This window comes from Amycolatopsis sp. Hca4, assembly GCF_013364075.1.
In the GTDB taxonomy this organism is placed as follows: Bacteria; Actinomycetota; Actinomycetes; order Mycobacteriales; family Pseudonocardiaceae; genus Amycolatopsis.
On the sequence record NZ_CP054925.1, the window covers coordinates 1,959,324 to 1,985,641 of the forward strand.

Sequence of the window (26,318 nt, forward strand, 5' to 3'; positions counted from 1 at the left end):
TCATCGCCGGGAGCGTGGCCTGGTTCGCCCGACACCGGCTCGGTGACTCCGATTCCGCGATGCCGAGCGAGGAGAACTCGTGCGCGAAACCCGTCGATCCGGGAACTCACCCGATCGGGAAGTTCCGGCCCACCCAGGTCTCCGCCTCCGCCGCGGTCGAGTAGGTGGGCAGGTAGGGCCCCGCGGCGACAACGACCCCGATGCCGTACAGCAGCTCCGCGTGCTCTTCGGACAGCACACCGCGGGCACCGACCTTGATCCCCAGCTCCTCGGCCCGCTCGACCACCTGCCGGATGGTGCGCACGGCCTGCTCCGGCGGTTCGTCGACCTCCAGTGCGTCGATGATCGCTCCGGTAAGCATCACCCCGGGGGCCGGCACGTTCAGGGCAGGCAGCAGCTCGAGCTCGGACAGCCCGGTGATGTGGACGACGAACACGACACCGGCCCGGGCCAGCTCGTCGAGTGAGCCGAGCAGGTCGCCGCGGTCGTCCAGCAGTGAAGGCACGTCCGTGCACAGCACGAGGTGCCGGTGCTGCAGCTCGTTGCGGTCGAGCTCCCGCCCGACGATGCGGACGAGGTCTTCGTCGATCGCCATCCGCCGGGGCAGGGTGAGGCACACCGTCGGCGCGGCGGCTCCGAACCTGCCGCGCCAGTGACCGGCGGTGCGGAGGGCCTCGGCCAGCAGATGACGCCCCAGCGCCCCGGTCATGCCGGTGGCTTCGGCGAGCGGGAAGAACTGCTCGGACCGCAGCTGTCCGAAGTCGGGGTGACGCCACCGCAGCACGGCGTTGAGGGAGGTGATGATCTCGGCGTCCGGCAACACGACGTGCGGCCGGTAGACGACCTCCAGCTGCCCGGACTCCAGGGCACCGGCGATGCCGCACGCCAAGCGGTACCTCGCGGCGTCCGCGCGCCCGGCCACCGGGTCGAACAGCACCCACCGGGTCCGGCCGAGCTCTCTCGCCCTGCGCAGCGCGATCTGCGCCGACCGGATCACCTCGGCCGGTGGTGGCGGACCCGTGCCGGCGAGGAAGACACCCACACTCGCGCTGATCCCGACGCCTATCCCGTCCACATAGGACGGCCGGCCGAGGGCGGCGATCACCGACTCCGCCCGTTCTCCCACCGTTGCCGCATCGTGTTCGCCCGGCAGCACCACGGCGAACACGTCACCCGGCAGCAGCGCAAGAACCCTTCGAACGTCGCCGAAGAACGCCTCGATCGTCCGCGCCGCCGCGGCGAGCACCTCGTCCGCGGCGTCGAACCCGAGCGCCTCGCGCACCACGGCGAATTCGTCGAGCCCGACGAGCAGCACCGCGACCCGGCCGCCGCCCGCGGCGGACAGCATCCGCGCCAGCTCGGCTTCGAGCACCCCCCGGCCGGGCAGTCCGGTCACCGCGTCCGCAGCGGCGGAACTGTCGGCCACTCGTCGGCCACCTCCTCGTGCGGTGCGGTGCCCGGTGATGGCGTCGCACCCGGTTCTGGCCCGGCACAATCTACGGGGTCGGCCGGTCGGCGTGCCACCCGCACGCCACCCTTCGCTCGGCGTCGAAGCACGGTCCGGGCGAAGCTAGTCTGTCGGTGTGCGCGGCGGCAGCGGCCGCTCGACAGGGAGGAGCGACGGTGCAGCTGGATGCCGGCGCCTACCAGCGGATGCTCGGCGAGGAGCTCCGCCGGTTGCGGAAGGAGCGCGGGCTCACCCGGCGCGACCTCAATCTCCGCCTGCGCAGCGAACTGTCGTTGCAGACCCTGGCGACCTACGAACTCGGCACCCGGCAGTGCTCGGTCGTCCGCCTGGTGGAGCTGTGCCTGGCCCTGGACGAATCTCCCGCCGCGCTGCTCGCCCGGGTCGGACAGCGGTACTTCGGCACGTTCGGCGCCGGCGAGTCCGACGGCGTCCGGGTCGACCTGCACCGCGTCGTCCGGACCCAGCACCAGGACCTCGCCCCGTTCCGGCGTTGGGCCGAGGGCAAGCTCGCCGAAACCGGTGCGAACGGTACCGCGCACGAGATCCACCTCGACCCGGCCGCGCTCGAGCAGCTCGCGGAACTCTGCGGGACCACGACGGCGAACCTGCTCAGCAGGATCCGGTCACTGTCGGACCCGGCGCGCTGACCACGGCCACCCGCACGTTTCCGGCGCAACGGCCGTGGGCACATCCTGCCTGCACCGGGCTTCAGCAGAGAGGCCCTCCAGGAGGTCAACGTGTCATCGTCCGTCCTGACCGCGACCGGACGCGAGAGGGCCGAACCATCGCTCGCGGCTTTCGAGCACTTCGTCCGGATACACCACGTCACGGTGTTCCGGCTGACGGTGTGCCTGCTCGGCGACCGGGTGGCGGCCGAGGAAGTCACCGAACAGGTGTTCGTCGAGCTCTCGCGCCGGCACGATCGTGAGCCGAGCACCGCGACCCTGCTTCTGGGTTCAGTCGAACGATGCCTCGACCGGGCGGCGCCGACCCCGCTGCTCAAAGCACTTCGCCGCATCGAGGGAGCCGACCGGACCGGCTGGCTCCTGCACGACGTCCTCCGGTTCCCCACCGCCCGGGTCGCCGAACTGCTGACGCAGTCCGAACCGGAATCGCTGACCCGCCTCCACCGGACACGACTCGCCCTGAGCAGCCGGCTTGCGCCGTGACCACCCGGAGCGACGGCCGAGCCGACCGGTGCGGCCACGACCCGATCCGTTCCTGGGACGACCGCGAGGGCCCCGGGGAGCGCTGCTCACGCTGCGCGGCGCTCCGGGCCGAAGTGGAGAAGCTGCGCCGCTGCCTGGACCTGATCGCCGCATCGGAAGCCCGGCCGGCTGCCGACCTGGCCGGCCGGATCATGGCCCGGATTCGCGGCACGGAGTGAAATACGGCCGGAAGGTTCGCCCCCGACCGTGACCCGCACAGGCGCCGGCCGCGTCGATCATCCGGCGTGCGCCTCCGCGGCGGACTCCTCCCCGAGCCTCCGCCGGCCCGGATACCCACCCGTACGGGCCCCATCCACGGCGCACCCGGCCGCGAAACCCTTCGCGCGGGCCTGGGCGGAAACCAACCGCCCGCGCTCGGCTCCGGGCGACCGCTCTGGGTGGCGCTCGGCGACTCGATGACACCAGCTGCCGTCCGGCCGGGCCGTCGTCGCCACCGTACCGAGGCCCAACGCGGCCGCCCGGGCGGTCAACCCCTTGATCGACGCCGCAGCCGCCGACAAGCGGGTGCACGTCGCCGACCTGCGCGGCCCGGCGCTGGGCCCGGTCCGCGGCAGCCTCGCCGACGACTGGTTCCACCCGGACGACGTCGGCTACCGCCGCATCGCGGACCTCTTCGAAACCCCGGTGCGCGCGGCCGCGGCCCACCGAGGACCGGACTGACACCCGACGGGGAAGCCTTCGGTCATCCGGCAGCAAACAAACCGTTATTATCAACGCAATTGCCATTCGATTATTTCGAGGTCGATCCGATTTCGCATCTGCGCACGATTCGCCCATTGATTCTTCAAGCGCAGAAATGACACTTATCCCGCCGCGACAATAAAAATTTGATCAATTCCGCGCGGACCGGGTCGTCAATCCGGGAAGTGCCGGTAACTTCCGGGATATGCAACCGATCGAGCACGCGATCCGACCGGTACCGAATGGCGGCCGGAGAACCGGATGGAATGAGCGGAAACCCCGGGTGCACGCCATTGTCGGCGCTACCGGCACCGGCAAGAGCGCGCACGCGATCCGGACGGCCCGGCGGCTGGGCACCCCGGTCGTCGTCGCGGACCGCATCCAGTGCTTCGTCGACCTCCGGGTCACCAGCGCGCGCGACGAGGACGAGGTCGACGGTGTCTGCCGGTGGTTCCTGGGCGATCGGACGGTCGCCGACGGGGACTACCCGGCCGACGCCGCCTGCCGCACCCTCTGCTACCTGCTCGGCCGGCTGACCGCCGAACACCCGTCGATCGTCCTGGAAGGCGGCTCGGTCTCGCTGCTGACCGCGCTGGTCGACCGCCACGGCGAACTGCCGTTCGAGCTGAGTTTCGAACACCTGCGCACCCCGGAGGCCCGCGCCTACTGGCGGCGGCTGCGCGAGCGGGCCCGGCGGATGCTCCGGCCACCCGGCGGCGGGCGGGGCATCATCGAGGAACTGGCCTCCGCCTGGCGCCTGCCGGAGCACCGGAACTTCGTCACCTCGGTCAACGGGCTGGAGGCCATTGTCGACTGGTGTGCCCGGCACGACGTCGACCCCGGGTCACTGGCCGGGCCCGACCTCGAAGCCGCCGTCCACGAAGAGCTGGCCGAGGCGATCGCGTGGCGGCACGCCGCCCACGGCTGGGAACAGGAACGCATGCTGACCGTGTTGCTCGCCGGCCGGTGCTGAAAGCCGAACAATCCCGACGTTCAGGGGGAAGTAAATGAGAGTGCTCCTGGTTTCCGGCATGGGCCCGGCTTTCCCGGACAACGTGCTCCTCGCGGGATCTTCGTTCGAGGCGCTGTCCGCGGGACGCTCGCGGGCGCCCGGCGTTTTCGACCTGTCCCTGCTGCACTTCCGTGACGCCGGCCGCCGGGTGCCGCTGCTACGCCCCCGGCAGAACGGGGGTGCGCGGGCCGCCTCGGGCGTCGCCGTCACCGAAGACGCGGACGCCGGACCGCGCAAGGCCGTGCACCTGACCACGTTCACGCTCCAGTCCATCCTCGACACCGCCGGCGCCGACTACACATCCGTGTCCACCGAACGGATCTGGACCGGCGAGGGCCCGGAAACCGGCGGGGACTTCGACGTCGTGCTGCTGTCGACGACGTTCATCTGGGACCGGGCCACCCTGGCCAAGGCGGTCCGGTGGGTCACGGACCGGTTCCCGGTCGCCACGGTGGTGCTGGGCGGTCAGTACAGCAACCTCAAGTTCCACCGCATCCTGGCCGAGCACCCCGCCGTCGGTTACGTCGTCCGCGGTGACGCCGAGGTCGCCCTGCCCGCGCTGCTACGCGCCCTGCGGACCGGCACCGACGTCACCGCGGTGCCGAACCTGGTGTACCGCGCCGCCGGCGGCCGGATCCGGACCACCGAGGCCCGGTACGTCGACCTCGAAGCGACTCCCTCACCATCGCCGGCCGGACCGGCACCGGTGGTGCCCTACGAGTCGATGCGCGGCTGCCCGTTCAGCTGCAAGTACTGCTCCTACCCCGCGGCTTCCCCGAAATGGCGGTACAAATCGGCCGAAAAGATCGCCGGCGACTGGGCCCGGTACGCGCGTGAGAACGGCGCGCGGTACATCAAGGCCCTCGATTCGACGTTCACCGTGCCGCCGCCGCGGCTCCGGCAGCTGCTCCCGCTGCTCGAGGAAGTCGGGGTCGATTGGGAGGCCTACACCCGCGCGAACGCCCTGCGCGACGAGGCGACGCTGCGCCGGCTGGCGGACGCCCGGTGCCGGTCCCTGTTCATCGGCTTCGAATCGATGAGCGACACCACGTTGAAGTACATGAACAAGAAGGTCACCGCCAAGGCGAACCGGACCGCGTACGAACTGCTGGCGCAGAGCCCGATCGACCACTTCGGGTCGTTCATCGTCGGCTATCCCGGGGAGAGCCCGGAACTGTTCGAACAGACCCGGCGGTTCCTCGTCGAGGAGTACTCCGGTGAGTTCGCGCTGTACGTGTTCATGCTCCAGGACGAGACAATGCCCGTCTGGCAGGACGCGGAGCGGTTCGGCCTCGAGGTGCTGGACCCCTCGGGCGAGGCGCGCGTCTGGCGGCACGACGGTATGGACAGCGAGACGGCGGAGCGGCTCCGTGTCGAGACCACGCGCGAGGTGCGCTGGAAGAACGACCGCGCCATCGCCCGGCTGTGGCAGCACGACTACGAGTCGCCGCTGCTGCCCGGCCGCCCGGCGGCCGACAACGCGGTCGTCGAGAAGCTGGTCGACCGCCTCGGTATGGCCAGCGCCGACTTCACCGACGCCGGCGAGGCGACACGGCGGCAGGACGGCCTGCTCGCGGATCTGTCGCGGTTCGGCATCCACTCGCGAGCCGCGACGGACGCCGGGGACGGCGGCTGAACCTGCGGGCGACGTAGCACATCCCGGGCGGCGGCAGCCCGGACAAGGGGTGCCCGCCGACGGCACGCAACTACGGCTCTCCGGCCGCTGCGACCGGGCGGTGTACGTCTTGTCCACAAAGGATGGCGCACTGCCGGCGAAGATCCCCGCCGGGAACGAACCCCACGGCCTGTGCGTCCGGCCGCAGCCGGGCCGTACTCGCCCGGGCGCACCGGCATCACCCGGGTGAGCCCCGCGTGAGTCGCCCTCCGCGACCCGCGTCCGCCCTCGCGGACGTGGGCTGCGGGATTCCCGACCGTTACGCCGGATGTACCATTCCCGGATGATCGACGACGCGATCGTGACCGCCCACGTCGAACGAATCGCCGACGCCTTCATCGCGTGCGCCGGTGACCTCATCGCCGAGGTCGTCGACGTCTACGCCCGCGAATTGCCCCACCTGGTTCTGGACGACGAAGCCGTCGTGAACCTCTTGTCCGCGAGCTTGCTGCAGAATCTCGGCACCGTCCTTCGCGTCTTCCGCCACGGGCTCGACCCGGCCCAGGTGCGAGCACCCGCCGCCGCGATCGAGTACGCCCGGCGCCTGGCCCAACGCGGCACTCCTGTCATCGACCTCGTCCGCGCTTATTTCCTCGCCTGCAACACCCTGATCGCCCACGTCCCCTCCGAGGCCGTCCGGCAGCCGGTCGACAGCGACGTGCTGGCCGCGGTCATCCGGCGGTACCTGGCCGATGCCTTCGTTTTCATCGACCAGGTGACTCAGCAGGTCGTCACGGCCTACCAAGAGGAACGTGAGCACTGGCTGCTCAACCGCAGCGCGGTGCGCGCGAGGCGGGTGCGAGAGCTGCTCGCCAGCGACCGGGTCGACATCGACCCGGCCGAGAAGGCGCTCGGATACCGGCTGCGCGGGCGTCATCTCGCGGCGTTCGTCTGGCACACCGAGACCGACGCCTCGGCGCGCTCACTCGAGACTGCGACGACCACGATGTCGCAGCGCCTCCCCGCCTCCGGAGCACCGCTGGTCGTTCCCTCCGATGAGCACTGCCTGTGGGTGTGGTTCCCGTTGTCGGCAACGACACCGTTCGACGACGACGTGCTGCACCGGGCGACGGACGTGATCGAGCCGCACATCCGCGTCGCGTTCGGGGATCCGGGCACCGGTGTCACCGGATTTCGCTCCAGCCACGATCAAGCCAGAAGAGTGCACGCACTCGCCGTGCTGGTCGACGACCAGTCCGCGCACCGGCATCTCGCCTTCCGCGACGTCGGTGCGCTCGCCCTGATGACTGTGGATCTTCCGGCAACGCGCAGCTGGGTTGCCCGCACCCTCGGCAGCCTCGCCACCGACGACGCACAGCACCATCGCCTCCGGGAAACACTGCTGGCCTTCTTGTCGACCGGCGGCAGCTTCACCGCTGCGGCCACGGCACTGACGATTCACAAGAACTCGGTCCAGTACCGCGTCCGCAAGGCCGAACAAGTGCTGCAGCGACCGATCGCCGACAACCGGATCGATCTCGAGTTGGCGCTGAAACTGTGCCAGCTCGTGGGCAAAACGGTACTCACTCCGGGAAAGTAGGGATCCCTTCCAGCTGTGCGCGCAACTCCGGTGTCATGGCCTGCTTGACTTGTTCGACGAGCTTGGCCATCTCGTAGCCGACCCGGCCCAGGTCGCTGTCCGAGCTTGCCAGGACAGCCAGGGTCGCTCCGTGGCCGAGTGCCATGACGACCACGTACCCGAGGTCCATCTCGACGACGACATCACCGGCGTCTCCAGCCTCGAGGCATCGGGCGGCGCCGGAGGCGAGGTTCATGACGGCTGCGGCGATCGCCGCGAGCTGATCGGCTCTGTCCAACGGAAGCCACGCCGAAGCCGCCAGCACCAGCCCGTCCGCCGAGGCGGCGATCGCGTGGGCCGCGCCGGGCGCTCTCACCACGAGCTCGTCGACGAGCCATGAGTTCGCACGCTGTACCGGCGTCCTGCCGTTGTTCACCATCAATCCTGTTCCTGGCCTTCTCCGTCGCGTTCGGCCCGGGCGCGGTGAATTCCTCTGTGGAAACTCCTCAGCCGCTCACGCACTTCCGCAGCCCTGCCCGACGCCCCGGCCTGAACCACCGGTCGGGCAGCTGCGCGATCTCCGGGTGAATCCACCGTCGGCCACACCGGCTGCCCGGCGGCATCGAGAACGGCCGAGGCGGTGTATCCGCACGCTGAGTCGCGAAGTTCACCTGACGCAGTCGAACCTTCCCCTGCGGCCAAGTCGGTTCTGCCGGGCAGCAGCAGCTTGCCGGGGCTGCGTCGCGGCAAACCACCCGGTACCCGGTCAGCGGAGGCCAGTCTGGCTACCTCCCGCGCCCGCCGGAGCGCGTCGTCGCCGGGGAACGACCACTCTCCACCCTCCGGGGAGAGAGGCGGTCGGCCAGTGGGGAGTTCGTCGTCGAACCACGCCGACAACACGGCCCCGAAAATCGGCGTGGTCCGCTCCGCTGCCGCGAGGTCGTCGTGCCGGCCGGCCGTGTCCGCCTGCTCACGACCGGGGTGGCTCCACCACATGACGCGGCCGCCGTCGACGGGCTCGAACAGCACCCGTCCGGTAGCCGCTCCGGCGCAGCGCCGGGTGCGGCCTCCGTTGGCGCACTCGTCCGGGTCGGCGCCGAAGCAGCATGGCTTCGTTCGCCCGCAGCGTCGCCCTCCATGACCAGCTCCGGTGGGACGACGACCGTGGCGCGGACGCCGACGATGTCCTTGCCGCCGTGCAGCGACACCCCGATCCGGTGCCTGCTGGCCAGCCTGCCGACGACGAACAGGCCCATCCGGCGCGACGTCACCAGGTCGACCGACCCGGCCTCGGTCAGCCGGGTGTTCGCCTCGATCACCTCGCACTCGTTCATCCCGATGCCCTTGTCCAGGATGTCGATCTCGAGCGAGCCGTTCTCGCCCAGCCGGGAGGCCACCGTCACGCTGGTCTCCGGCGCGGAGAACGCCGTGGCGTTGTCCAGCAGCTCGGCGACCAGGCGCATCAGGTCGCTCGCCGCGTACCCGACGATCCGGGCCGGGGGCGGCGGCTGCACCTGGACGCGCTGGTACTGCTCGATCTCCGACACCGCCGCGCGCAGCATGTCGGTGGTGCCCACCGGCTTCCCGGACCGGCGACCCGGCTCGGCACCCGAGAGCACCATCAGGTTCTCGTTGTTGCGCCGCATCCGGGTGGCGAGGTGGTCGAGCTGGAACAGCGTCGCCAGCTGATCGGCGTCCTCCTCGTCCCGCTCGAGCTGCTCGATCAGCTGCAGCTGCCGCTGCACCAGGCTCTGGCTGCGCCGCGACAGGTTGACGAAGACGCTGCCGTAGCCGGTACGCATCGCGGCCTGCTCGGTCGCCAGCCGCAGCGCCTGGTGGTGCACCTTGTCGAAGGCCCGCGCCACCTCGCCGACCTCGTCGTCGGTGTGCACGCCGACCGGCTGGACGTCGGTGCCCTGCGCCCGGCCCTCCTGGATGTTGCGGACCGCCTCCGGCAGCGCCGTCTCGGCGACGTCGAGGGCACTGCGGCGCAGCACCTTCAGCGAGCGCAACAGCTGGCGGGTGATGAGGAGCAAGACCGCGACGCTAGTGCCGTCACCCGCACCCGCAGCCCTGGACAACCTCGGCTCGACCTCGGCTGCGCGAGCCTGCTCCGCGGCGAACGGGCCGGTCGCGGAATCAGTGGCCTTGCGCGCCGCAGCCAGCTCAGGCGTGCCGCCCACGGTGCCCGCGGTCAACGTGCGTACCCCGCCGCCGAACGCGGCCAGCCGATCGGGCCGCTGATACTCATCCGAACGCCCCACCTGCGCCGCGATCGTAGCGACACCCAGCACAAGGGCGAGGACGATGGGCACGCCCGTGACGGCCGAAAGCTTGACCGGCAAGCTCCAGTCACGCCACCGCACCAACGCGCGCAGAAAACCCCGGGCGTACCGGGAGGCCCCAGGTAACCGGGCGCGGTCCGCCATTGATTCGTCCGGAAAGGTCATCGACGATATCTCCAAGCAACACGGCCCGACAGGGGAGGGAGTCCGGAGGCGGCAACGGATCGAACGCGCCACAACGAGCATCGCGCCGGTAACGGACCGGGGGAACCAGCCGATGTTAGCGCCAACAGACCGATCCGATCCGCGCCCGCGCAACGCCGGACGTTAGCGTCTTGAGCCGGCATTGCGCATTGTGCTGCAAGACCAAATTCCGGACCAGGAAGCCGACCCCGCGACCAAATCATCGGCGGCACCCACCTCGCCCGAGACACATTTACCGCAATATGTCACATAAGTGGGCGAACATCGGAGTGCCGGCGAACCATCGCCATCGCGGTGAAACTTTCCGCGCGAAATGGCTTCTTTCCCACAGCAGACGGGGGCGAGCGTGGACGCACCGCGGGCCGCACACGTAGTCGTGTGCGGCCCGCCGAGCATCCGATCGAGGTCACCGCGAAGCGGAGCAGTCCACGTCTCCGACCCGGTTGCCCTTTCATAGGCGCCACCGAGCGTGTCGTGCCGACCACGGCAGGCCGGTGTGCGAGGGCAGCGCGCGAGTCAGAGCGGATTTGCCGCTACCGGCACAACCGGCCAGTGGTGACAACGGGGATCCTCGAACTGGCGGCCGCCACGGTGGAGCCGGCCCAGGCCGACCGATGACCTCGCCGCCGGCGCGGTGCGCGCGTGCGTCGCCATCGGCAGGTCAAGCGCGTGCCCCCGACCACGAACAGCGCGCCGGGAACGCGCAGCGGACCGGCCCACTGCTGCGCGAGTCCCAGAAGAAGCCGCTCAGCTAAGGCGCTTCATCTCCGAACCGGTCACCTGGCAACGCGGCACCGGCCCGGCGGGGACCGGCCGTTCCTCGCGCGCACAGTGGCCGTGCGGACAGCCGAAGAGTTCCTCGTGTGCCCGGCCGGCGCCGGCGCCGGGCAGTCCGTGGTGCAGCGAACGGTGCCCGGTGGCCGGGTCGATGTCGAAGTACCGCTTGAGCAGGCCGGAAATCGGCCTGCCCTCGGCCGCCGCCCGCTCGATCCGGGCCAGCTGCCCGTGCTTCGTCTCGTCGAGCCGCGCGATCTCGGCACGCAGATTCGGCAGATCGAGGCAGAACTGCGCCAGCACCTGCCGTTCGGCGTCATCCATCCGGTTTCTCCCAGCTCGGTTTCCGCTGCCTGGATCATATGGCGGCCGACGACCCGGTTGGGTACGGTGTCAGCCGGTGGCATCTGACGAGGCGCTGGCTCGGCTGTCCGAGCGACTGGCCGACTTCCGGCGATCGGGCCGGTCGGAGGTGTTGTTCGCGAAGGCGACCACCGACGACGCGGACGAGGTGGCCTCGATCGCCTCGTCCGGCACGGACGACCGTCGGACGACGGCGTGCGCGGTGCTCGGCCGGCTGCATTTCTTCCGCGCCATCGCTGCGGCCGACGCAGCCAAGCACGCGGAACTGGCCAGGGCACTGACCTATCTCGCACCCCTGGCCGGCGATCCGGCCCTGCTGCCCGATCCGCTGCGCTCACTGCTCGGCCCGACAGCCAGCGCGACCGCCCAGGATCGGGTCGGGACCGACCTGCTGCGTGCCGCCTTCCGCACCCCCGACCCGTACCTGGCCGGCGCCGGAATCGCGTTGCTGGCGGCCGCGGTCGCCGCGACCGCCGATGACGATCCCCGTGCCGGCGCGCGGATGGCGATGCTCATCGTGGGCCACCAGTGGCGTCACCAACGCACCCACCGTGCCGACGATCTGGAGCGGGCCATCGAAACGGGGAACGCGCGCTGCGCGTCCTCCGGGCGGATCACCCGGAGTTCGCCGGAATCCTGTCGAACCTCGGATCGGCCCATCGAGCCCGGTACACGCGAACCGGCGCACTGCCCGACCTGACCCGATCGATCGAGCTCACCGCGACCGCGCTGGCCGCGCACTCCGCCGACGACCCGAGGCGCGCGGCGTGCTTGTCCAATCTCGCCGACGGCTATCGCGACCGGTCGTTCCGGACCGGTGACCTCGCCGATCTGGCCGCCGCGGTCGACTGCGCCGAGCAGGCGCTGGCCTGCACCCCGGGCGGCCACCCCGACCACGCCGGCTACCTGGCCCGAGTCGGCGCGGTCTACTTCCGCCGGTACGAGCGCCTCGGCGACGTGGCCGATCTGCGGCGGGCGATCGAGTCCGAGGAACGGGCGCGCACGGCGGACCCGGACCTGCACCGGCCGCCGACCGACCTGTGCGTGCTGTACCGCGAGCGGTACCAGCGGTTCGGCAAGGTCGCCGACCTGCACCGGGCCATCGAGTCGGGCGAGCAGGCCTTGGCGATGCTGCCCGGGGACGACGTGCGCCGGGCCGTGCCGGCCTCCATGCTCAACCTGGCCTGCCGTCACCTGTACGAGGCCACCGAAGACCTGGCCCACCTGCGGCGCGCGATCGGCTACGGCCGGCTGGCGGTCGCGACGTACGAGACCGGTTCGCTGGACCAGGCGAGCGCGCTGGGCAACCTCAGCCCCGCGCTGCAACGACTCTACGCGCACACCGGCCTGCTGTCGGACCTCCAGCAGGCCATCGACGTGGACGAGGAGGCACTCGGGTTGCTGCCCGACGGTCATCCGGTGCGGGTCACGTCGCTGTCCAACCTCTGCGTCGCCTACCGGAGCCGGGCGGATCACACCGAGGCGGCGGCCGATCGGACGTACGCCATCGAACTGGGTGAGCAGGCGCTGGCCGCCATCCCGGCCGAAGATCCGACCCGAGGCGTCACCATCCGGATGGTGAGCGCCGCGTATCGGGAGCGCTTCGAACACCACGGCGAGATCGCCGACCTGGACCGGGCCATCGAACTCGCCCACCTGGCGCTGGACACGCTGCCCGCCGACCGCCCCGACCGGTATCGCTATCTGTCCGAGCTCAACATCGTCTACCAGCGCCGGTCCCGGTATTCCGGCGACGCGGCCGACATGCGACGCGGTATCGAATTCCAGGAACAGGCACTCGCGTACCTCTCACCCGGCCACCCCGACCTGGCACTGGTGGCCGCGAACCTCGGCCAGGCGCACCACCAGTTCGCCACCACCACGGGTCGTCCGCTGGACGAGGGCCGCCTCGGCCCGCTCATCGACGCGGTCGCCGGCTCGGCCGCCACGGCGTCGACGACGCAGCAGGTGCGCTCGTACCACGTGGCCGGCCGGCTGGCGACGGTGCTCGGCGACCACGTCCGCGCCGCGGCACTGCTGGACTCGGCCGCCTCACTGTTGCCGTCGGTCCCGCCGCCCGGCGCGAACTGGCGGGACCGCGAGTACCGGATCGGCCGGTACACGGGGCTGGTGCGGGAAGCAATCGCCGCGCACTGCGCGATCGACGATCCCGAGGGCGCCGTCGAAGTGGCAGAACTGAGCCGCGGCATCCTGCTCGCCGCCGAACTCGACGTTGCCGCCGAAACCCCTGCCCCGCCGGCGTTTCCGGAGCTGCGGGCGGCGGCGGCGGACGGCGTGGTGGTCCTGGTCAACACGGACCTCCGCCGGGGTGGGGCAATCATCGTCACCGCCGGCGGCGATCCGATCCTCGTCCACCTGCCCGATCTCGGCGGTGCCGAGCTGCACCGGCAGATCCAGGAGCTCATCGACGTCAACCAGCAAAGCGGGTTCGCCGCCGCACTGCGCCGGCGGCGTGTCATCCCGGAGATCACCGGCTGGCTGTGGGACGTCGCGGTCGCCCCGATCCTGGCCGCCCTGCCGGCCACCTCCCGTGTGTGGTGGATGCCGACCGATCTGCTCAGCCTGCTCCCCTGGCACGCCGCCGGGCATCCGGGCGAACCGGGCGCACTGGACGCCGTGGTCTCTTCCTACACCGCGACCCTGCGCACACTGACCCACGCCCGGTCCCGCCCACCGACGACCGGACGCAGGCAGCTGACCGTGGCCGTCCCCGATGCCCCGGACTCGGCGCCGCTGCCGGCCACCGCCGAGGAAGCCGAACAGCTCCACGCCGCCCACCCCGGCCTGCCGCTGCTGGCCGGCGAGCACGCCACGACCGACGCCGTCCTCGCCGCCCTGCGCGAATCGACGTGGGCGCATTTCGCGTGTCACGCGGACGCCGACCTGCTCGTGCCCTCCCGCAGTGGAATCCGGCTGCACGACGGGATCCTGTCGCTGTCCGCGATCAGCCGGCTGCGGCTGGCCGACGCCGAACTGGCGTACCTGTCCGCCTGTTCGACCGCGAACCCGGGCATCAACCAGGCCGACGAATCACTGCACCTCGCGTCGGCCTTCCAGCTGGCCGGCTTTCGCCACGTCATCGCCACCCTGTGGCCGATCGCCGACGACATGGCGGCCACCGCCGCACGCGAGATCTACCGGCACCTCGACGGAACGCCACCAGCCGGCAACACCGCTCTCGCGGTCCGGCGGGCCACGCTCGACCTGCGCGCCGAGTACCCGGGACGCCCGGATCTGTGGGCGTCGCTGATCCACAACGGACCCTGAACCGCTCCGCATGGCGCGCTTGCCGTCCCTGGACGACTCCGGCGTCGCGTCGAACGGTGGCCATCCCGCCGTCCCGGTCGGCGGCTCCGTAGCTCTCGGACCTGGAGCGCGTCGAGGTCGAGTCGGAGTACCGGCCCCGCAGGGGGTGCACCTCGGAAGGTGACTTCACCGTGGCGGCCGGTCGCCCGGATCGCGGCTTGACCGGCCCGCCTCGCCGCGTCCCACCGCAGTCCGTCTCGGCGGTGGGTGCGGGTCCCCACCCTGCACCCACCGCCGTGCCGGGGACGGTGCACCACCCCCGGCACGGTGACGATTCCCCCGAACCGTCACCCGCTCCCGTGCCGGTGCCCGTCGGCGCCGGCGGAGTGCCGGCCGCCGCCGCGGTCCCCGGTGGCGGTGGGACTGCGACGGCGGCCGGCGTTCCGGGCCGTCCGCAGGGGAACGATGTTCCGCGGCCCGGAAGCCTTTGCTACTTCGCGCTTCCCGGCGTCAGCAGCTTGTCGATGACGAAAATCGTGGCGTTCTCGGTGGGGATGTTGCCGCACAGGATCTTCGCGCCGTTGATCGTCATCGTTTCACCGAATCCTTCGATCTTCAGCGGGCCACCGGCCGTGTCGAGGGTCGTCGCCGTGCCCGCGGTCGAGAGGCCTTTGGCGTCGTAGCGCCGGCCGAGAACGTGGTAACGCAGGGTCCGCGCCAGCTCGGTGGACTCGGCCTCGCCGAGGGTGTCGAAAGCCGGGTCAGCCGGCGCGAACACCGTGATGCCGTGAGGGCTGTTGAGCGTGTCGTCCATCTTGGCGGCCGCGATGGCCGCGGTCAGTTCGGTCAGCAGCGAGTTGCCCGAGACAGCCGTCGCGGCCGGCTGCGAGCTCATCCAGTCCAGCGAGCCCGGCGGCAACTGCGGACAGGCCGGCCCGAACACGTCAGCCCTGGTGGTCACCCCGTCCGGCGTACCGGTCGCACCGGCGATGCTCGGCGACGGCGCTGCTATCGGCCGGCCCGGGCCGGCCGAACCGGAGCCGGCTCCGTTGCCGCACGCGCTGAGCGTGAGTGCGGCGGCAGCGGCCAGGCCGATGCCGGTGAAGCGGACCTTGGTCACGGAAACTCCTGATCGAGTGGAAACGAGTTCGCAGCGGGCCGGTTCGATCTGGTCAGGCCCCGGATGCGATCACTTACGCCGAGTTCGCGGCCGCGATCCGTCCGGGTGGGTCGAACCCCGCGCTCAACCCGATCGGGCGAAGACCGTTCGGAAGTGACCGCGGCCCGCCGACGACGCAGACCAATCCGGGAGGACAACCGGATCGAATCCGAATCGGGCGAACGTCGCGGGAGAGGTCGGTTCGGCAGTGGATTTCGACGAGGAACTGGCGCGGCTCACCCGCGAGCCGGCCGGAGCGGCCGGTACCAGGGTCTCCCTGTGCGGTCTGCCGGATCTGCGTGAGGTCCGGTCGCGGGTCGCCGAGTCGTTGACGTTCGGCGCGTGCCCCGATGGCCGGTTCGGCGGAGTCATGCTCGTGATCGACGAATTGGTCGGCAACGCGTACCGACACGCCACCGCGGTCCGCGAGCTGCAGGTCGCCCGCGCCGGGGAGCACCTGCTCGTCGAAGTGAGCGACCACGATCCGGACGTCGCGGCGGTGCGCGCCGGCCATCCGGGCTCCGGCCGGTACGGCCTGCGGCTGGTGGGCCAGCTGTCCCTCGACTGGGGTGTGCGGCTCGACCGCGCCGGAAAGGTGGTCTGGGCGCTGGTGCCGATCCAGGGCTTCCCCGCAACCTGACACACGCCCCGGCCTTCACGCGACTCCGGTTCGGTCACCGACTCGATCGCCGACCGGACCGGCTCGAGCGGTTGCCGGTGGCGGCGGCGCGTCACCCGCTGGGGACGTGTCCCTCCATCTCGCCCTTTCGAGTTCGGATTAACCGTCAGTCGCGATTCAGGACGGCGACCATCATCGGATCGGGTGCAGCTAGCAGGTGCTCCTTCACCCCAAAGTTGCTCCTACCGTCGAGTAGCGGGTAGCCGACCGTAGTTTGCCGTCATCGGCCGGAGGTGCGCACCCGCCGAATCCGCAAGCCGATTCGGGGTCGACCCATCCACGCGGCGGGCCGCCCCGAACGGGAAGTGTCCACGAAGGATCCATCCCGGCGCCGGAGCCTGGCGGCGGGTGACGCCCGCCGTCTCCGCGCGCGGGCGGGGAGGAGATTCGTCCGTGTTTGGCAAGCGCTATGCCGCTTCGATGATCAACCGGAGCGCCGAGAACGACCAGGACCGCCGCCGGTTCCTCAAGGCGGCCGGGATGACCGGCCTCGGCGTCGTCGGCGCCGGAGCCCTCGGCGGCCTCACCGCAGGCCCCGCAGCCGCGGCCACCGCCCGGCCCGCCGCGGCGGCTGCTTCCGGCGAGGTCAGCGACGGGGCAGTCCTCAACTTCGCCCTCAACCTCGAATACCTCGAAGCCGAGTTCTACTTGCACGCCGTCACCGGCAACGGCCTCGCCGACTCCATGACCACCGGCACCGGCACCCGCGGCGGCGTCACCGGCGGCCGCGCGGTCAAGTTCAAGACCAAGGCCGCCCGCCAGTACGCCCAGGAGATCGCCGGCGACGAGAAAGCCCACGTCCAGTTCCTGCGCACCGCGCTCGGCTCGGCCGCGGTCAGCCGACCCGCGATCGACCTGCAGGCCAGCTTCACCGCCGCCGCCCAAGCCGCCGGCCTGGTCAAACCCGGCCACAGCTTCGACGCCTTCGCCTGCGAAGAGAACTTCCTGCTCGCCGCGTTCCTCTTCGAAGACGTCGGCGTCACCGCCTACAAGGGCGCCGCCCCGCTGATCACCAACAAGACCTACCTCGAAGCCGCCGCCGGGATCCTCGCCGTGGAGGCCTACCACGCCGGCAACATCCGCAGCGCCCTCTACCAGCACAGCGACGGCATCCGCGGCCTCGGCCTGCTCGGCCGCGACCTGCGCGAAGCCAGCGTCAAGCTGTCCAACGCCCGCGACAGCCTCGACGGCCCGGCCGACGACGACCAAGGCGTCATCGACAACCGCGGCAACGCCAACATCGTCCCGACCGACGCCAACGGCATCGCCTACAGCCGCTCCCCCGGCCAGGTCCTCAACATCGTGTACCTGACCAACAAGGCCGCCACCTCCGGCGGGTTCTTCCCCAAGGGCGTCAACGGCGAGGTGAACACCAGCGCCGCCAACTGACCGGAGCCGGGTGCCGGCCCACCGTCGGGGCGGTCCGGCACCCCCTCCACTTCGCTCGCGGAAGGGCGCATTCCGCGGTCGCACGGCAACGCAACAGGAATCGCACCCTGTGGTTCGTCCCGGCTCGTGCTTCCGATCCGGGAATCGTTCTTTCCGTGCGCATACGCGCCCGCCGCGCACCAACAGGACGGACGAAGACATCGCCTGCAAGGCCCGGTTCCAGGGCTCCCGCGCTCTTTGTAAGATGGTCCCCGGTCCAAAGCGGAGCCGCGCCCGGAAGGGTCGCGTGCACTCGGCAGTCTCCGGGCGTCCGCTTTTCTCGAACGCAACAGCGCACAAGAGCCGGGTACGGCCGTCCACTCTCGCGAACTGGAGAAATGAACACCGAAATCGCCGTCGCGCCACTCGGCGCGGCTTACACGCCACACCTGGTCTGCACCGCCGGCGACCGTCTGATCCACCCGGCGGACGGCCGCAACCACCTCGCCAGGATCGTCATGCGCTGGGCCCGCGCTTGGGTTCCCGAGACCTGGGCCGCCCGCAAGTACTTCGCGGCCTTGGGCATCGGTGACGACGAAGACCCCCGCTACCGCGACGAAGACGTCATCGGGTGGCACCTGCTGCAACCACGACCGGAAACCCTCGCGTGGCGGGTGCGGTCGGGCGAAATCGACGTGACCACCGCCCTCACGGCCGAAGCCGAGGCGTGGCCCGGATAGCGTGCGCTCACCAAAGAACCCATTACCACGCGAGCGACCGTCGGACCCACAACTGAACGGTGTCGGCATCGGAAAAACGGGAAATAACCCGATCGGGGTTGATCCGCCTCAGTCATCACATCCCGTAAACCACACAATGGTGGGATCAAGTGGTATCAACTCGCCGGGTTCAGTATATGTTTTTCCTACGGGACGGAACCACACACCAACTGCCGCCCCGTTCTCCGATATCGTTGACCGAGGAGCAAGTCATGCTGAAGAAGATCGGGTTCGTCGTGGCCGCAGCAGCCGCCGGCGCCTTCCTGGCCGGCGGCGTCGCCGCGGCCGGTACCCCGGACGAGCACCACCACCACGCTCACCACTACGCCGATCACGACTTCACCGGGCAGGTCGGACTGGTGAACCTGAACAACACGGACGTGCTGCACAACGTCAACGGTACGGTGGGCGCGTGCGGTAACGACGTCAACGTGCTCGGTGTCCAGGTGCCGATCCGCAACTCGCTCAACGGCATCGGCGTGCCGATCCTGTCGCCGGGCTCGCACGAGGCCAGCAGCGAGTCGGCCTACAACTGTGCCTCGGGCGAGCTGTCCGACGGCGGCACGAGCCAGGGCAACTGATCCAGCACCGGAGCCGTCCGTTCACGCGGTAACCGGCTCCGGGTTTTGAGGCGCCGTCCGACGGTGCGTTGCGTTTCCCGAATGTGGAGTGAGCGGCACACTCCGGCTCCGCATTCCGGATACGCTGCACCGCCGGACGGCGCCGCTTCGGGTGGGCCCGGTCACGACGCCGGAAAAACGCCGGTCCCACCCGCCTGATTTTTGCTTTCGAAGGTCTCCCGGGCCTGGCCGCGTCAGGTCGGCCCCAGCGACGGAGAACCAGGCTTCCTGCCGTTCCTCAGCTCACCTCCGCAAGGCCACCTGAGCGGCGGCTCAGCCGTCGGCGCGCCTGAAGTTCGCGACCTCGCGGACGGCCGCGGCGACGGCCGGGGCATCCTTCTTCAGAATTGCGCCGTGGTTGCTCGCGACCTTCGCGCTCACCTCGATGTTCGGGTTACGGAAGGTCACCCCGTCAAGACTGGTGCGGAGCCGTTCCTGCTCGTCGCCCTTGCTCCCGAACGACGTCCCCGAAGCCACCACGTACCGCACCGGGACGGTGATGCCGTCCAGCACCGGCCCCAGCTCGCGCTCGCGCGACAGCACCCCCAGCTCGATGTTGCTCTCGGCCTGCTGCGCCGCGCTCATCCGCGGGGTCAACCCGGTCGGGCGCAGCAATGGCATGACCAGATTCAGGCGCTTGAACAGCTTCCGGATGCGCCGCTCCATCGCCTCGTCGAGCCAGTCGTAGGGGTACGCACCGTCCACCAGGACCGCTCCGATCGCCCGTTCCGGGTTCCGCTCGGCCCAGTGCGCCGCGACGACCGCCCCGTAGGACCAGCCGACCAGGAGCGCTCGCTCGACACCCCGAGCCGCGAGCACGGCGTCGACGTCTCGGACGGCGGCTTCGAAGGAGTAGTCCACCGAACGCTTCGACTTGCCGCGAGCTCGCTCATCGAAGGTGATGTGCCGGAACTCGCCGAGCTCGGCGAGGACGCGGCGCCAGTAACCCTGGGTGGCGAACTGGCCGTTGCAGTAGAGCACCGGGATACCGGGGCCACCGGTGTCGGTGACGGCGAGAGCGGTGTCGTCGACCGGCAGCATGCCGGTCCAAGCCGAGGAAGCGCTGGTGTTCGTCATGCCGCCACTGTCGGCGGCCCGCCTGACACGCCCCTGACTCCAAACTGACACAAAACAGCGTCAGAAACCCGGAGCGATCGGACGGCTACGCCGTCAGGCTCCGAGTTCGCCGATCGATACGGCGAGACCGGCGTCGCGCGGGCACCGCCACAGCGCTCGGCCGTCGTCGAGCACGACGACCATGGGATGCCGGTGGGACCGGTCGAGGCAGCGGGGCCAGGTGAAACTGCGCCCGTCGGTGAAGACGTTTTCCACCACGAGGTCCTGGGTGAAGCCGGCCAGGGTGCTCAGCCGTTCGGCTGGCGCGGCTACCTCGTCGAAGGCGAGGACACCGATCCGCTCGCCGTCGACGCGCAGCCAGGCCAGGAGCCGGGGATCCCCCGCGACACGGTGGGGATCCCCGGTTTCGGCATGCAGCCCGGCGGCGAGGAGGTCGTGCCGGATCGGCCGGAACTCCTCGATGACGTACTCGTTCTCGTCCGCGGTCTGCATGCGTGAAGGCCTCAGATGTCGTACTTGCAGGTCAGGTAAGCGTAGCCACCCTCGGACGGGTGAGCCGCGGAGTGCCACACGAACAGGAACGACACGGTCGCCCCGTCCGGCATGGTGTAAGTGCCGCCGCCGACCTTCTGGAACTTGCGAGGCAGCGGGCCGTGGAAGTTGTAGTTCCACGGTTCGGTGTGCGGCGCGTACACATTGGCCTGCCGGTTGTTCGCGTAGATCTGGGCCGACAGCACCACCACGCCGAACCGGGAGTTCGCCGAAGTCAGCTTGACCACCCAGGGAATCCCGTGCGCCGCCGACGACTGCACGGTGATGTTCGCGACGCCGTTCGACGGGAAGGTTCCGTGGCAGGCCGGATACGCAGCCGCCGCCGCGACGGATAGCTGCGGGGTGGCCGTGCTGTCGAGGGCTTCGGTCAGCCGTCGGCCTTCCGGGCTGTCCAAAGTGCCGCCGCCGGCGGGCGCACCCGCGTCGGCCCAGGCGTGCAGCAGGTCCTGAACGTCGCCGGCCGGCGCGGCCCCGGCCGGGACCGTGGCCAGCACCAGCCCGCACGCCGTGGCGGAAGCCGTTACGAGGACGCGAAAAGAACGCATAGGTGAATCCCCAGTGGTAGTTCGTGTTCGGAAAACCGAGCCTAGGCGCGAACCAGGCCCGGACGGCGTTAACGCTTCGTCGGGACCGGCAGGGTATCCGTCAAGAAATCATCAACGGGCGTAAAGCCATCAGGCCGACGTTGCCGGCCACTGGCCGTACGAGCTGTTCGTCAACGGCTTCCGCGTCGGCACCATCGAATTGACGCCCGGCTTCACCGGCTACCCGAAGTGCGCCAACGAGGAAAGCCGCCGGTCAACCTGGCAACTCGACCACAACCAGCGCACCCCGCCCATCGCCGGGTTCGTCGAACCGTGCACGCCCGCCGTGTGCGGCCACGATGTCCGCGACGATCGCCAGGCCGAGTCCCGAACCCGGCAGCGACCGAGCCTCGGGCGCCCGCCAGAACCGCTCGAACGCGACCTCCCGGTGGTCCGGCGGGATCCCGGGACCCAGGTCGGCGACGGCGATCCGGCCGGGGGTCGAACGCACCGTGATCACCGACCCCGCTGGTGAGAACTTGATCGCGTTGTCGAGCAGGTTGAGCACCATCCGCTCGAGCGCGGCCGCGTCGCCACGCACCCGCCACTCGGCGCTTTCGACGTCGAACTCGTGGTCCCGGGCACGACTCGAAGCCCTCCGGACCGCCTGCCGGACCACGGCCGGCATCGTGACGTCGGCGTGCTCCAGCTCCTGCTCGTCACGGGCGAGCACCACCAGCTCGGTGACGAGGTCGCCCAGCTCCTCCGCCTGCACCTGCAGCCGGTCCAGCGTCCGGGCGCGCTCTTCGTCGACAAGCGGCCGGCCGGTGTGCTCGCTGCGGGCGAGCAGGTCGATGTTGGTCCGGAGACTGGTCAACGGCGTGCGCAGCTCGTGGGCTGCGTCGCTCACCAGCGCTCGCTGGCGACGGCGCGATTCGGCGAGCGCACCGGTCATGGCCGCGAACGCCCGCCCCATGCGACCCACTTCGTCGCGGCCGGACACCGCGACCGGGATGTCGAGGTCCTGGGTGCGGGCGATCTCCTCGGCAGCGCCGGTCAACCGCGCCATCGGCTCGAGGGTCCGGCGGGTCAACACCAGACCCGCCGCGGCCGCGAGCGCCGCTCCCAGCACCGACACCACGACCAGGACGTTGCGCAACCCGCTCAGCGTGCTCTCGACGTCGGCGAGGCTGCGCGAGATGACCAGGACGTTCCCGTCGCCGACCGGGCCGAGCAGGACCCGCACCGGCGTGCCGGACTCCGTGTAGCCGTCCCGCAGCGCCACCGCACGGGTCGCGCGGTCCGCCGGATCGAGGACGACGGCGTCGACACCCGGCGGCGTGCAGGCCGCGCCGTCGGCCTTGATCAGCTGGACGCCTTCGAGGAACCGCTGGAGCGGACGGCTGCCGTCGACCGCCCGGCACAGGCCGGCCCAGTCCGGCTTCGGCAGGGCCGGGTCCTGCGCACCGGGTGGCGGCCAGCCGCCGAGCAGCGTCTCGTCCAGCTGCGCACGCAGGTTGTGCTGGGTGGACACGTAGGTGACGGTGCTGATCGACGCGATCGCGAACGCGACGATGGCCGCGGTGATCAGCGCGACGCGGCTGCGCAGCAGCATCCGGGGCCTCACGGTGCCCGCAGCACGAACCCGACACCGCGGACGGTGTGCAGCAGCCGGCTCGCCCCGCCCGCTTCCGTCTTGCGCCGCAGGTAGCTGACATAGACGTCGAGGTTGTTGGTACGGCTCGCTTCCCCGCTCCACACCGCCTGCCGCAGCTGATGCTTGGTGAGCACCTTGCCCGGCGCGTCGAGGAACACGGAGAGCAGGTCGAACTCGGTCGGTGTGAGGTCCACCCGCCGCCCGCCGCGGGTGACCTCACGGGTGCCGGGATCGAGCTCGAGGTCGCCGATGCGGCGGACCTCCGGCACGGAACGGCGGCCGCGGTTCTGCTTCAGCAGCGCGCGGACCCGGGCGAGCAGCTCCTCGAGCGCGAACGGCTTGACGAGGTAGTCGTCGGCCCCGGAGTCGAGGCCGGTGACCCGGTCGCCGAGCGCGTCGCGCGCGGTGAGCATCAGCACCGGCAGCCGCTCCCCCGCCGCCCGCAGCCGGCGGCAGGTCTCCAGCCCGTCGACCTCGGGCATCATCACGTCGAGGATGACCAGGTCGGGTTTCGCCTCGCCGGCCAAGACCGCCAGCGCCGTCGTCCCGCAGGTCGCCGTCCCGACGTCGTAGCCCTCGAACTCCAGACTCCTCTGCAGGCTCTCCCGCACGTCGGGGTCGTCATCCACCACCAGCAGTCGCACCGGCCAGAGGTTACGCGGCGATTCTGTGCGCCGGCTGTTGATCTCACCACCGGGGTGAGAGATCCACCTCTAACGATTCTCTCAGGTTAATTCCAGGCCATTCTCACGATCGGTGGCCCACCGTGAGAGTCACGTAACCGGTCACACAGCGTCGTACTCGGCCGTGGGAAACCCCGAACGGAGGAAGCATGTCGGTCGGCGCGACCGGAGGCTCGCCGAGCGGCGGCCGGCTCTGGGAGATCCTGTCGTTCTCCGTGATCGGAGTCGTCTCCACGGTCGCGAACCTGGTGCTGTACGCGGTGTTCCGGCTGTGGCGGCCGGTGCTGGTGGCCAACCTTGCCGCGCTCGTGCTCACCACGCTGTTCAACACCGAGGCCAACCGCCGCTTCACCTTTGCCGGGGCCGCCACTTCCCGACGCAAGGCACACGTGCAGGGGCTCGTGGTCTTCGGGCTCCACCACGCCTTCACCTCCGCCGCGCTGCCGGCCCTGCACTGGCTCGATCCGGCACCGGGCCGCGCGCTGGAGCTCACCGTGCTCTTCGCGGCCTCGGTGCCGGGCACCGCGGGCCGGTTCGTGCTGCTGCGCAGCTGCATCTTCCGCAAATCCCGAGGAAAGGACGAAGAATGACAGTCGCCGCCGACCAAGCGGCACCGGCCGGCCGCGCCGCTGCCCCGGCCCGGACGCGGTGGCAGGTCTGGGCGCTCGCCGGGATCTGCGTCGCCGCGACCGTGCTCTACGCGTGGCGGATCGGCGCGGGCCAGCTGGGCAACACGTACTATTCGGCCGCCGTGAAGTCCATGACGGACAGCTTCACGAACTTCCTGTTCGGCTCGTTCGATCCGTACGGCGTGTTCACGGTGGACAAACCGCCGATGTCGCTGTGGCCGCAGGCGCTTTCGGTGCTGGTGTTCGGTTTCCACGGCTGGGCCCTGCTGCTACCCCAGGTGATCGAAGGCGTCGCCGCGGTGTTCCTGCTGCACCGCACGGTCCGGCGCTGGGCGAGTGAGAACGTCGCCCTGCTGGCCGCGCTGATCCTCACGCTCACGCCGATCACCGTCGCGATCAACCGGGACAACAACCCGGACACGCTGCTGGTGCTGCTGCTCATCGCGGCGGCGTACGCGTTCACGCGCTCGGTGAAGGCGGACACGAGCCGCGCCCGGACGAAATGGCTGCTGTGGTGTGCCTTCTTCATCGGCTGCGGGTTCGTCACGAAGATGATGCAGGCGTGGATCGTCGTGCCCGGGTTCGCCCTGGCGTACCTGGTGGGGACGAGCGTGCCGGTCAAACGGCGGATCTTCGACCTGCTCGGCGCGGCCGTCGTGCTGTTCGCGTCGTCGTTCTGGTGGGCGGCGCTGCACGACTGGTGGCCGGACTCGAAGCCGTACATGGGCGGCAGCACCGACGGCACCGCGTGGAACCTCATCTTCGGCTACAACGGTTTCGGCCGGATCTTCGGCGACGAAGGCAACTTCGGTCCCGGTGGTGGCGGCGCCCGCCCGAATCTTCCCGAAGGGATGAGCCTGCCGTCCGGGATGGGCGGCGGCATGTTCGGCGGCGACACCGGTCTCGGCCGGATGTTCGGGCCGTCGGTCGGCGGGCAGATCTCGTGGCTGCTGCCGCTGTCTCTGTTCGTGCTGGTCGTCGTCGCGGTCCAGGGCGTGCGGGCGAAGGGACCGGGCGATCCGGCGTCGCGGGCCGGCTGGTTCGCCTGGGGCGGCTGGCTGCTGGTGACGGGCGTGGTGTTCAGCTACGCGCAGGGCATTTGGCACCCGTACTACACCACGATGCTGGCTCCGGCGATCGCGGCGATCTCCGCGGCAGGCCTCGCCCGCTTCTGGCGTGCCTACCGCGGGGACGGGGCGGCCTCGTGGCTGCTGCTGCCCGCCGCGGTCGCGCTCACCGCGGTGTGGGCGTTCGTGCTGGCGAGCCGGGAAGCGTCCTGGCACGGCTGGACGCGCTGGTCTGTCCTGGTGACGGGTGTGGTCACGGTGTCCGCACTGCTCGGCGCGCGGCTCGCCGAGGCCCGCCGCGCGGTGTTCTCGCGGGTGTCGCTGGTGCTGGGCCTGGTCACGCTGCTGCTGGTCCCGGCGGTGTGGTCGACCGCGACCGCGGCGACCGGCGAGAACCTCGGTGTGATGCCGGCGGCGGGCCCGAACGGCGGCGGCTTCGGCGGCCTGCGACCGGGCGGCCCGGGTGGTTTCCCGGGCGGCACCGGCGACCTGCCGCAGTTCCCCGGTGGCACCGGCGGGTTCCCGGGCGGTACCGACGCGGCCTTCCCCGGCGGCGGCTCCCAGCAGCCACCGGGCGGTTCGGGCCGTGGCCGGGCGGGCGGCTTCGGCGGCATGATGGACGGCAAGCTCACCGACGAGCAGCAGCGCGTCCTCGAGTACGCCAGGCAGCACAAGGGAAACGCGGAGATCACTCTCGCGGTCGACGGCGCGGCGACCATGGCCGCGGGCTTCATCATCGGCTCCGACGAGACGGTCATCGGCATGGGCGGCTTCATGGGCAGCGACGACTCCCCTTCCGTCGACCAGCTGCAGCAGTGGACCGCCGAAGGCAAGCTGAAGTTCGTCCTGGGCGGCAACACGGGCGACAGCCGCGGAATGCCGGGCATGTCCGGCGGCGCGGGCCGGCAGCGTCAGCAGTGGATCACCCAGCACTGCACGGCGGTCGACCCGGCGGCCTACGGCGGTCAAGCGGCGCAGCAGGCCGGGCCGATGGGAGCCCAGACCCTCTACGAGTGCCACGCCTGAGCGAGTCCGCAGGGCGGAGCC

24 protein-coding genes and 1 pseudogene are annotated in these 26,318 nt (G+C 70.6%); 15 read left to right on the plus strand and 10 right to left on the minus strand.

The annotated features are described in order from the left end of the window. Nucleotides 1-106: 106 nt before the first annotated feature. Complete coding sequence (locus HUT10_RS08570) at nt 107-1,426, minus strand: EAL domain-containing protein (protein ID WP_176170681.1); 1,320 nt, start codon at nt 1,424-1,426, stop codon at nt 107-109. Between the two features lie 197 nt (nt 1,427-1,623). On the opposite strand from HUT10_RS08570, the gene HUT10_RS08575 reads away from it, so the two are divergent. From HUT10_RS08575 to HUT10_RS08605, 7 genes are all read left to right on the plus strand, one after another. Continuing rightward, complete coding sequence (locus HUT10_RS08575; RefSeq protein ID WP_176170682.1) at nt 1,624-2,115, plus strand: helix-turn-helix domain-containing protein; 492 nt, start codon at nt 1,624-1,626, stop codon at nt 2,113-2,115. Between the two features lie 90 nt (nt 2,116-2,205). Beyond that, nucleotides 2,206-2,637, plus strand: a complete 432-nt coding sequence (locus tag HUT10_RS08580) for a hypothetical protein (RefSeq protein ID WP_176170683.1) — start codon at nt 2,206-2,208, stop codon at nt 2,635-2,637. Continuing rightward, the gene (locus HUT10_RS08585) at nt 2,634-2,855 is read left to right on the plus strand and encodes a hypothetical protein (RefSeq protein ID WP_176170684.1); all 222 of its coding nucleotides are present in this window, start codon (nt 2,634-2,636) and stop codon (nt 2,853-2,855) included. The genes HUT10_RS08580 and HUT10_RS08585 overlap by 4 nt, the downstream gene beginning before the upstream one ends. Before the next feature lie 316 nt (nt 2,856-3,171). Then, nucleotides 3,172-3,357: a hypothetical protein gene (locus HUT10_RS08590; protein ID WP_176170685.1), complete on the plus strand. Its 186-nt coding sequence runs from the start codon at nt 3,172-3,174 to the stop codon at nt 3,355-3,357. A 304-nt stretch (nt 3,358-3,661) separates the two neighbouring features. Then, on the plus strand, nt 3,662-4,351 hold the full coding sequence (locus HUT10_RS08595; protein WP_176170686.1) for an isopentenyl transferase family protein: 690 nt from the start codon (nt 3,662-3,664) through the stop codon (nt 4,349-4,351). A 34-nt stretch (nt 4,352-4,385) separates the two neighbouring features. Beyond that, on the plus strand, nt 4,386-6,026 hold the full coding sequence (locus tag HUT10_RS08600; protein WP_176170687.1) for a radical SAM protein: 1,641 nt from the start codon (nt 4,386-4,388) through the stop codon (nt 6,024-6,026). A 322-nt stretch (nt 6,027-6,348) separates the two neighbouring features. Next, entirely contained in the window at nt 6,349-7,605 is a 1,257-nt protein-coding gene (locus HUT10_RS08605) for a CdaR family transcriptional regulator (RefSeq protein ID WP_176170688.1), read from the plus strand. On the opposite strand, the gene HUT10_RS08610 is transcribed toward HUT10_RS08605, so the two are convergent. The 3 genes and pseudogenes from HUT10_RS08610 to HUT10_RS08620 form a co-directional block, all read right to left on the minus strand. Further along, nucleotides 7,589-8,023: a roadblock/LC7 domain-containing protein gene (locus tag HUT10_RS08610; RefSeq protein WP_176170689.1), complete on the minus strand. Its 435-nt coding sequence runs from the start codon at nt 8,021-8,023 to the stop codon at nt 7,589-7,591. The genes HUT10_RS08605 and HUT10_RS08610 overlap by 17 nt on opposite strands. Nucleotides 8,024-8,720: 697 nt before the next feature. Next, nucleotides 8,721-10,013, minus strand: a pseudogene (locus HUT10_RS08615) (sensor histidine kinase); the annotation flags it as partial. A gap of 807 nt (nt 10,014-10,820) precedes the next feature. Continuing rightward, a complete protein-coding gene (locus HUT10_RS08620; protein ID WP_176170690.1) occupies nt 10,821-11,171 on the minus strand; it encodes a hypothetical protein in 351 nt (116 codons plus the stop codon). Nucleotides 11,172-11,319: 148 nt separating this feature from the next. Between HUT10_RS08620 and HUT10_RS50720 the strand changes: the two genes are divergently transcribed. After that, the gene (locus HUT10_RS50720; RefSeq protein WP_254896763.1) at nt 11,320-11,910 is read left to right on the plus strand and encodes a hypothetical protein; all 591 of its coding nucleotides are present in this window, start codon (nt 11,320-11,322) and stop codon (nt 11,908-11,910) included. Nucleotides 11,911-11,981: 71 nt separating this feature from the next. Continuing rightward, nucleotides 11,982-14,498: a CHAT domain-containing protein gene (locus HUT10_RS08625; RefSeq protein ID WP_254896764.1), complete on the plus strand. Its 2,517-nt coding sequence runs from the start codon at nt 11,982-11,984 to the stop codon at nt 14,496-14,498. A 469-nt stretch (nt 14,499-14,967) separates the two neighbouring features. Here the strand turns inward: HUT10_RS08625 and HUT10_RS08630 are convergent, their stop codons facing one another. Beyond that, entirely contained in the window at nt 14,968-15,597 is a 630-nt protein-coding gene (locus tag HUT10_RS08630; protein ID WP_176170691.1) for a fasciclin domain-containing protein, read from the minus strand. A 247-nt stretch (nt 15,598-15,844) separates the two neighbouring features. Here HUT10_RS08630 and HUT10_RS08635 point away from each other — a divergent pair, with 247 nt between their 5' ends. The 4 genes from HUT10_RS08635 to HUT10_RS08650 all read left to right on the plus strand — a co-directional run bounded on the left by HUT10_RS08635 (nt 15,845) and on the right by HUT10_RS08650 (nt 19,043). Beyond that, a complete protein-coding gene (locus tag HUT10_RS08635; RefSeq protein WP_176170692.1) occupies nt 15,845-16,276 on the plus strand; it encodes an ATP-binding protein in 432 nt (143 codons plus the stop codon). Nucleotides 16,277-16,708: 432 nt separating this feature from the next. Beyond that, nucleotides 16,709-17,704, plus strand: a complete 996-nt coding sequence (locus HUT10_RS08640) for a ferritin-like domain-containing protein (RefSeq protein WP_176170693.1) — start codon at nt 16,709-16,711, stop codon at nt 17,702-17,704. Nucleotides 17,705-18,081: 377 nt separating this feature from the next. After that, nucleotides 18,082-18,423, plus strand: coding sequence for a hypothetical protein (locus tag HUT10_RS08645; RefSeq protein WP_176170694.1), 342 nt, complete (start codon nt 18,082-18,084; stop codon nt 18,421-18,423). A gap of 251 nt (nt 18,424-18,674) precedes the next feature. Next, on the plus strand, nt 18,675-19,043 hold the full coding sequence (locus tag HUT10_RS08650) for a hypothetical protein (protein ID WP_176170695.1): 369 nt from the start codon (nt 18,675-18,677) through the stop codon (nt 19,041-19,043). Between the two features lie 312 nt (nt 19,044-19,355). On the opposite strand, the gene HUT10_RS08655 is transcribed toward HUT10_RS08650, so the two are convergent. The 5 genes from HUT10_RS08655 to HUT10_RS08675 form a co-directional block, all read right to left on the minus strand. Further along, complete coding sequence (locus HUT10_RS08655; RefSeq protein ID WP_176170696.1) at nt 19,356-20,159, minus strand: alpha/beta fold hydrolase; 804 nt, start codon at nt 20,157-20,159, stop codon at nt 19,356-19,358. A gap of 93 nt (nt 20,160-20,252) precedes the next feature. Further along, nucleotides 20,253-20,651 (minus strand): hypothetical protein, encoded by a 399-nt coding sequence (locus HUT10_RS08660; protein ID WP_176170697.1) that lies wholly within the window; start codon nt 20,649-20,651, stop codon nt 20,253-20,255. A gap of 11 nt (nt 20,652-20,662) precedes the next feature. Next, entirely contained in the window at nt 20,663-21,256 is a 594-nt protein-coding gene (locus tag HUT10_RS08665; RefSeq protein WP_176170698.1) for a hypothetical protein, read from the minus strand. Nucleotides 21,257-21,509: 253 nt separating this feature from the next. Then, nucleotides 21,510-22,850, minus strand: a complete 1,341-nt coding sequence (locus HUT10_RS08670; RefSeq protein WP_176170699.1) for a HAMP domain-containing sensor histidine kinase — start codon at nt 22,848-22,850, stop codon at nt 21,510-21,512. Nucleotides 22,851-22,858: 8 nt separating this feature from the next. Beyond that, the gene (locus HUT10_RS08675; RefSeq protein ID WP_176170700.1) at nt 22,859-23,536 is read right to left on the minus strand and encodes a response regulator transcription factor; all 678 of its coding nucleotides are present in this window, start codon (nt 23,534-23,536) and stop codon (nt 22,859-22,861) included. A 188-nt stretch (nt 23,537-23,724) separates the two neighbouring features. Here HUT10_RS08675 and HUT10_RS08680 point away from each other — a divergent pair, with 188 nt between their 5' ends. After that, complete coding sequence (locus HUT10_RS08680) at nt 23,725-24,165, plus strand: GtrA family protein (RefSeq protein WP_176170701.1); 441 nt, start codon at nt 23,725-23,727, stop codon at nt 24,163-24,165. Then, entirely contained in the window at nt 24,162-26,297 is a 2,136-nt protein-coding gene (locus HUT10_RS08685) for a glycosyltransferase family 39 protein (protein WP_176170702.1), read from the plus strand. The genes HUT10_RS08680 and HUT10_RS08685 overlap by 4 nt, the downstream gene beginning before the upstream one ends. Nucleotides 26,298-26,318: the final 21 nt, after the last annotated feature.

Excerpts from the sequence above, each read along its gene's own strand:
- HUT10_RS08665 (WP_176170698.1), bottom strand. The coding sequence starts at position 21,256 with ATGCGTTCTTTTCGCGTCCTCGTAACGGCTTCCGCCACGGCGTGCGGG.
- HUT10_RS08645 (WP_176170694.1), top strand. The coding sequence starts at position 18,082 with ATGAACACCGAAATCGCCGTCGCGCCACTCGGCGCGGCTTACACGCCA.
- HUT10_RS08680 (WP_176170701.1), top strand. The coding sequence starts at position 23,725 with ATGTCGGTCGGCGCGACCGGAGGCTCGCCGAGCGGCGGCCGGCTCTGG.
- HUT10_RS08655 (WP_176170696.1), bottom strand. The coding sequence starts at position 20,159 with ATGACGAACACCAGCGCTTCCTCGGCTTGGACCGGCATGCTGCCGGTC.
- HUT10_RS08605 (WP_176170688.1), top strand. The coding sequence starts at position 6,349 with ATGATCGACGACGCGATCGTGACCGCCCACGTCGAACGAATCGCCGAC.
- HUT10_RS08650 (WP_176170695.1), top strand. The coding sequence starts at position 18,675 with ATGCTGAAGAAGATCGGGTTCGTCGTGGCCGCAGCAGCCGCCGGCGCC.
- HUT10_RS08660 (WP_176170697.1), bottom strand. The coding sequence starts at position 20,651 with ATGCAGACCGCGGACGAGAACGAGTACGTCATCGAGGAGTTCCGGCCG.
- HUT10_RS08620 (WP_176170690.1), bottom strand. The coding sequence starts at position 11,171 with ATGGATGACGCCGAACGGCAGGTGCTGGCGCAGTTCTGCCTCGATCTG.
- HUT10_RS08600 (WP_176170687.1), top strand. The coding sequence starts at position 4,386 with ATGAGAGTGCTCCTGGTTTCCGGCATGGGCCCGGCTTTCCCGGACAAC.
- HUT10_RS08610 (WP_176170689.1), bottom strand. The coding sequence starts at position 8,023 with ATGGTGAACAACGGCAGGACGCCGGTACAGCGTGCGAACTCATGGCTC.
- HUT10_RS08670 (WP_176170699.1), bottom strand. The coding sequence starts at position 22,850 with ATGCTGCTGCGCAGCCGCGTCGCGCTGATCACCGCGGCCATCGTCGCG.
- HUT10_RS08685 (WP_176170702.1), top strand. The coding sequence starts at position 24,162 with ATGACAGTCGCCGCCGACCAAGCGGCACCGGCCGGCCGCGCCGCTGCC.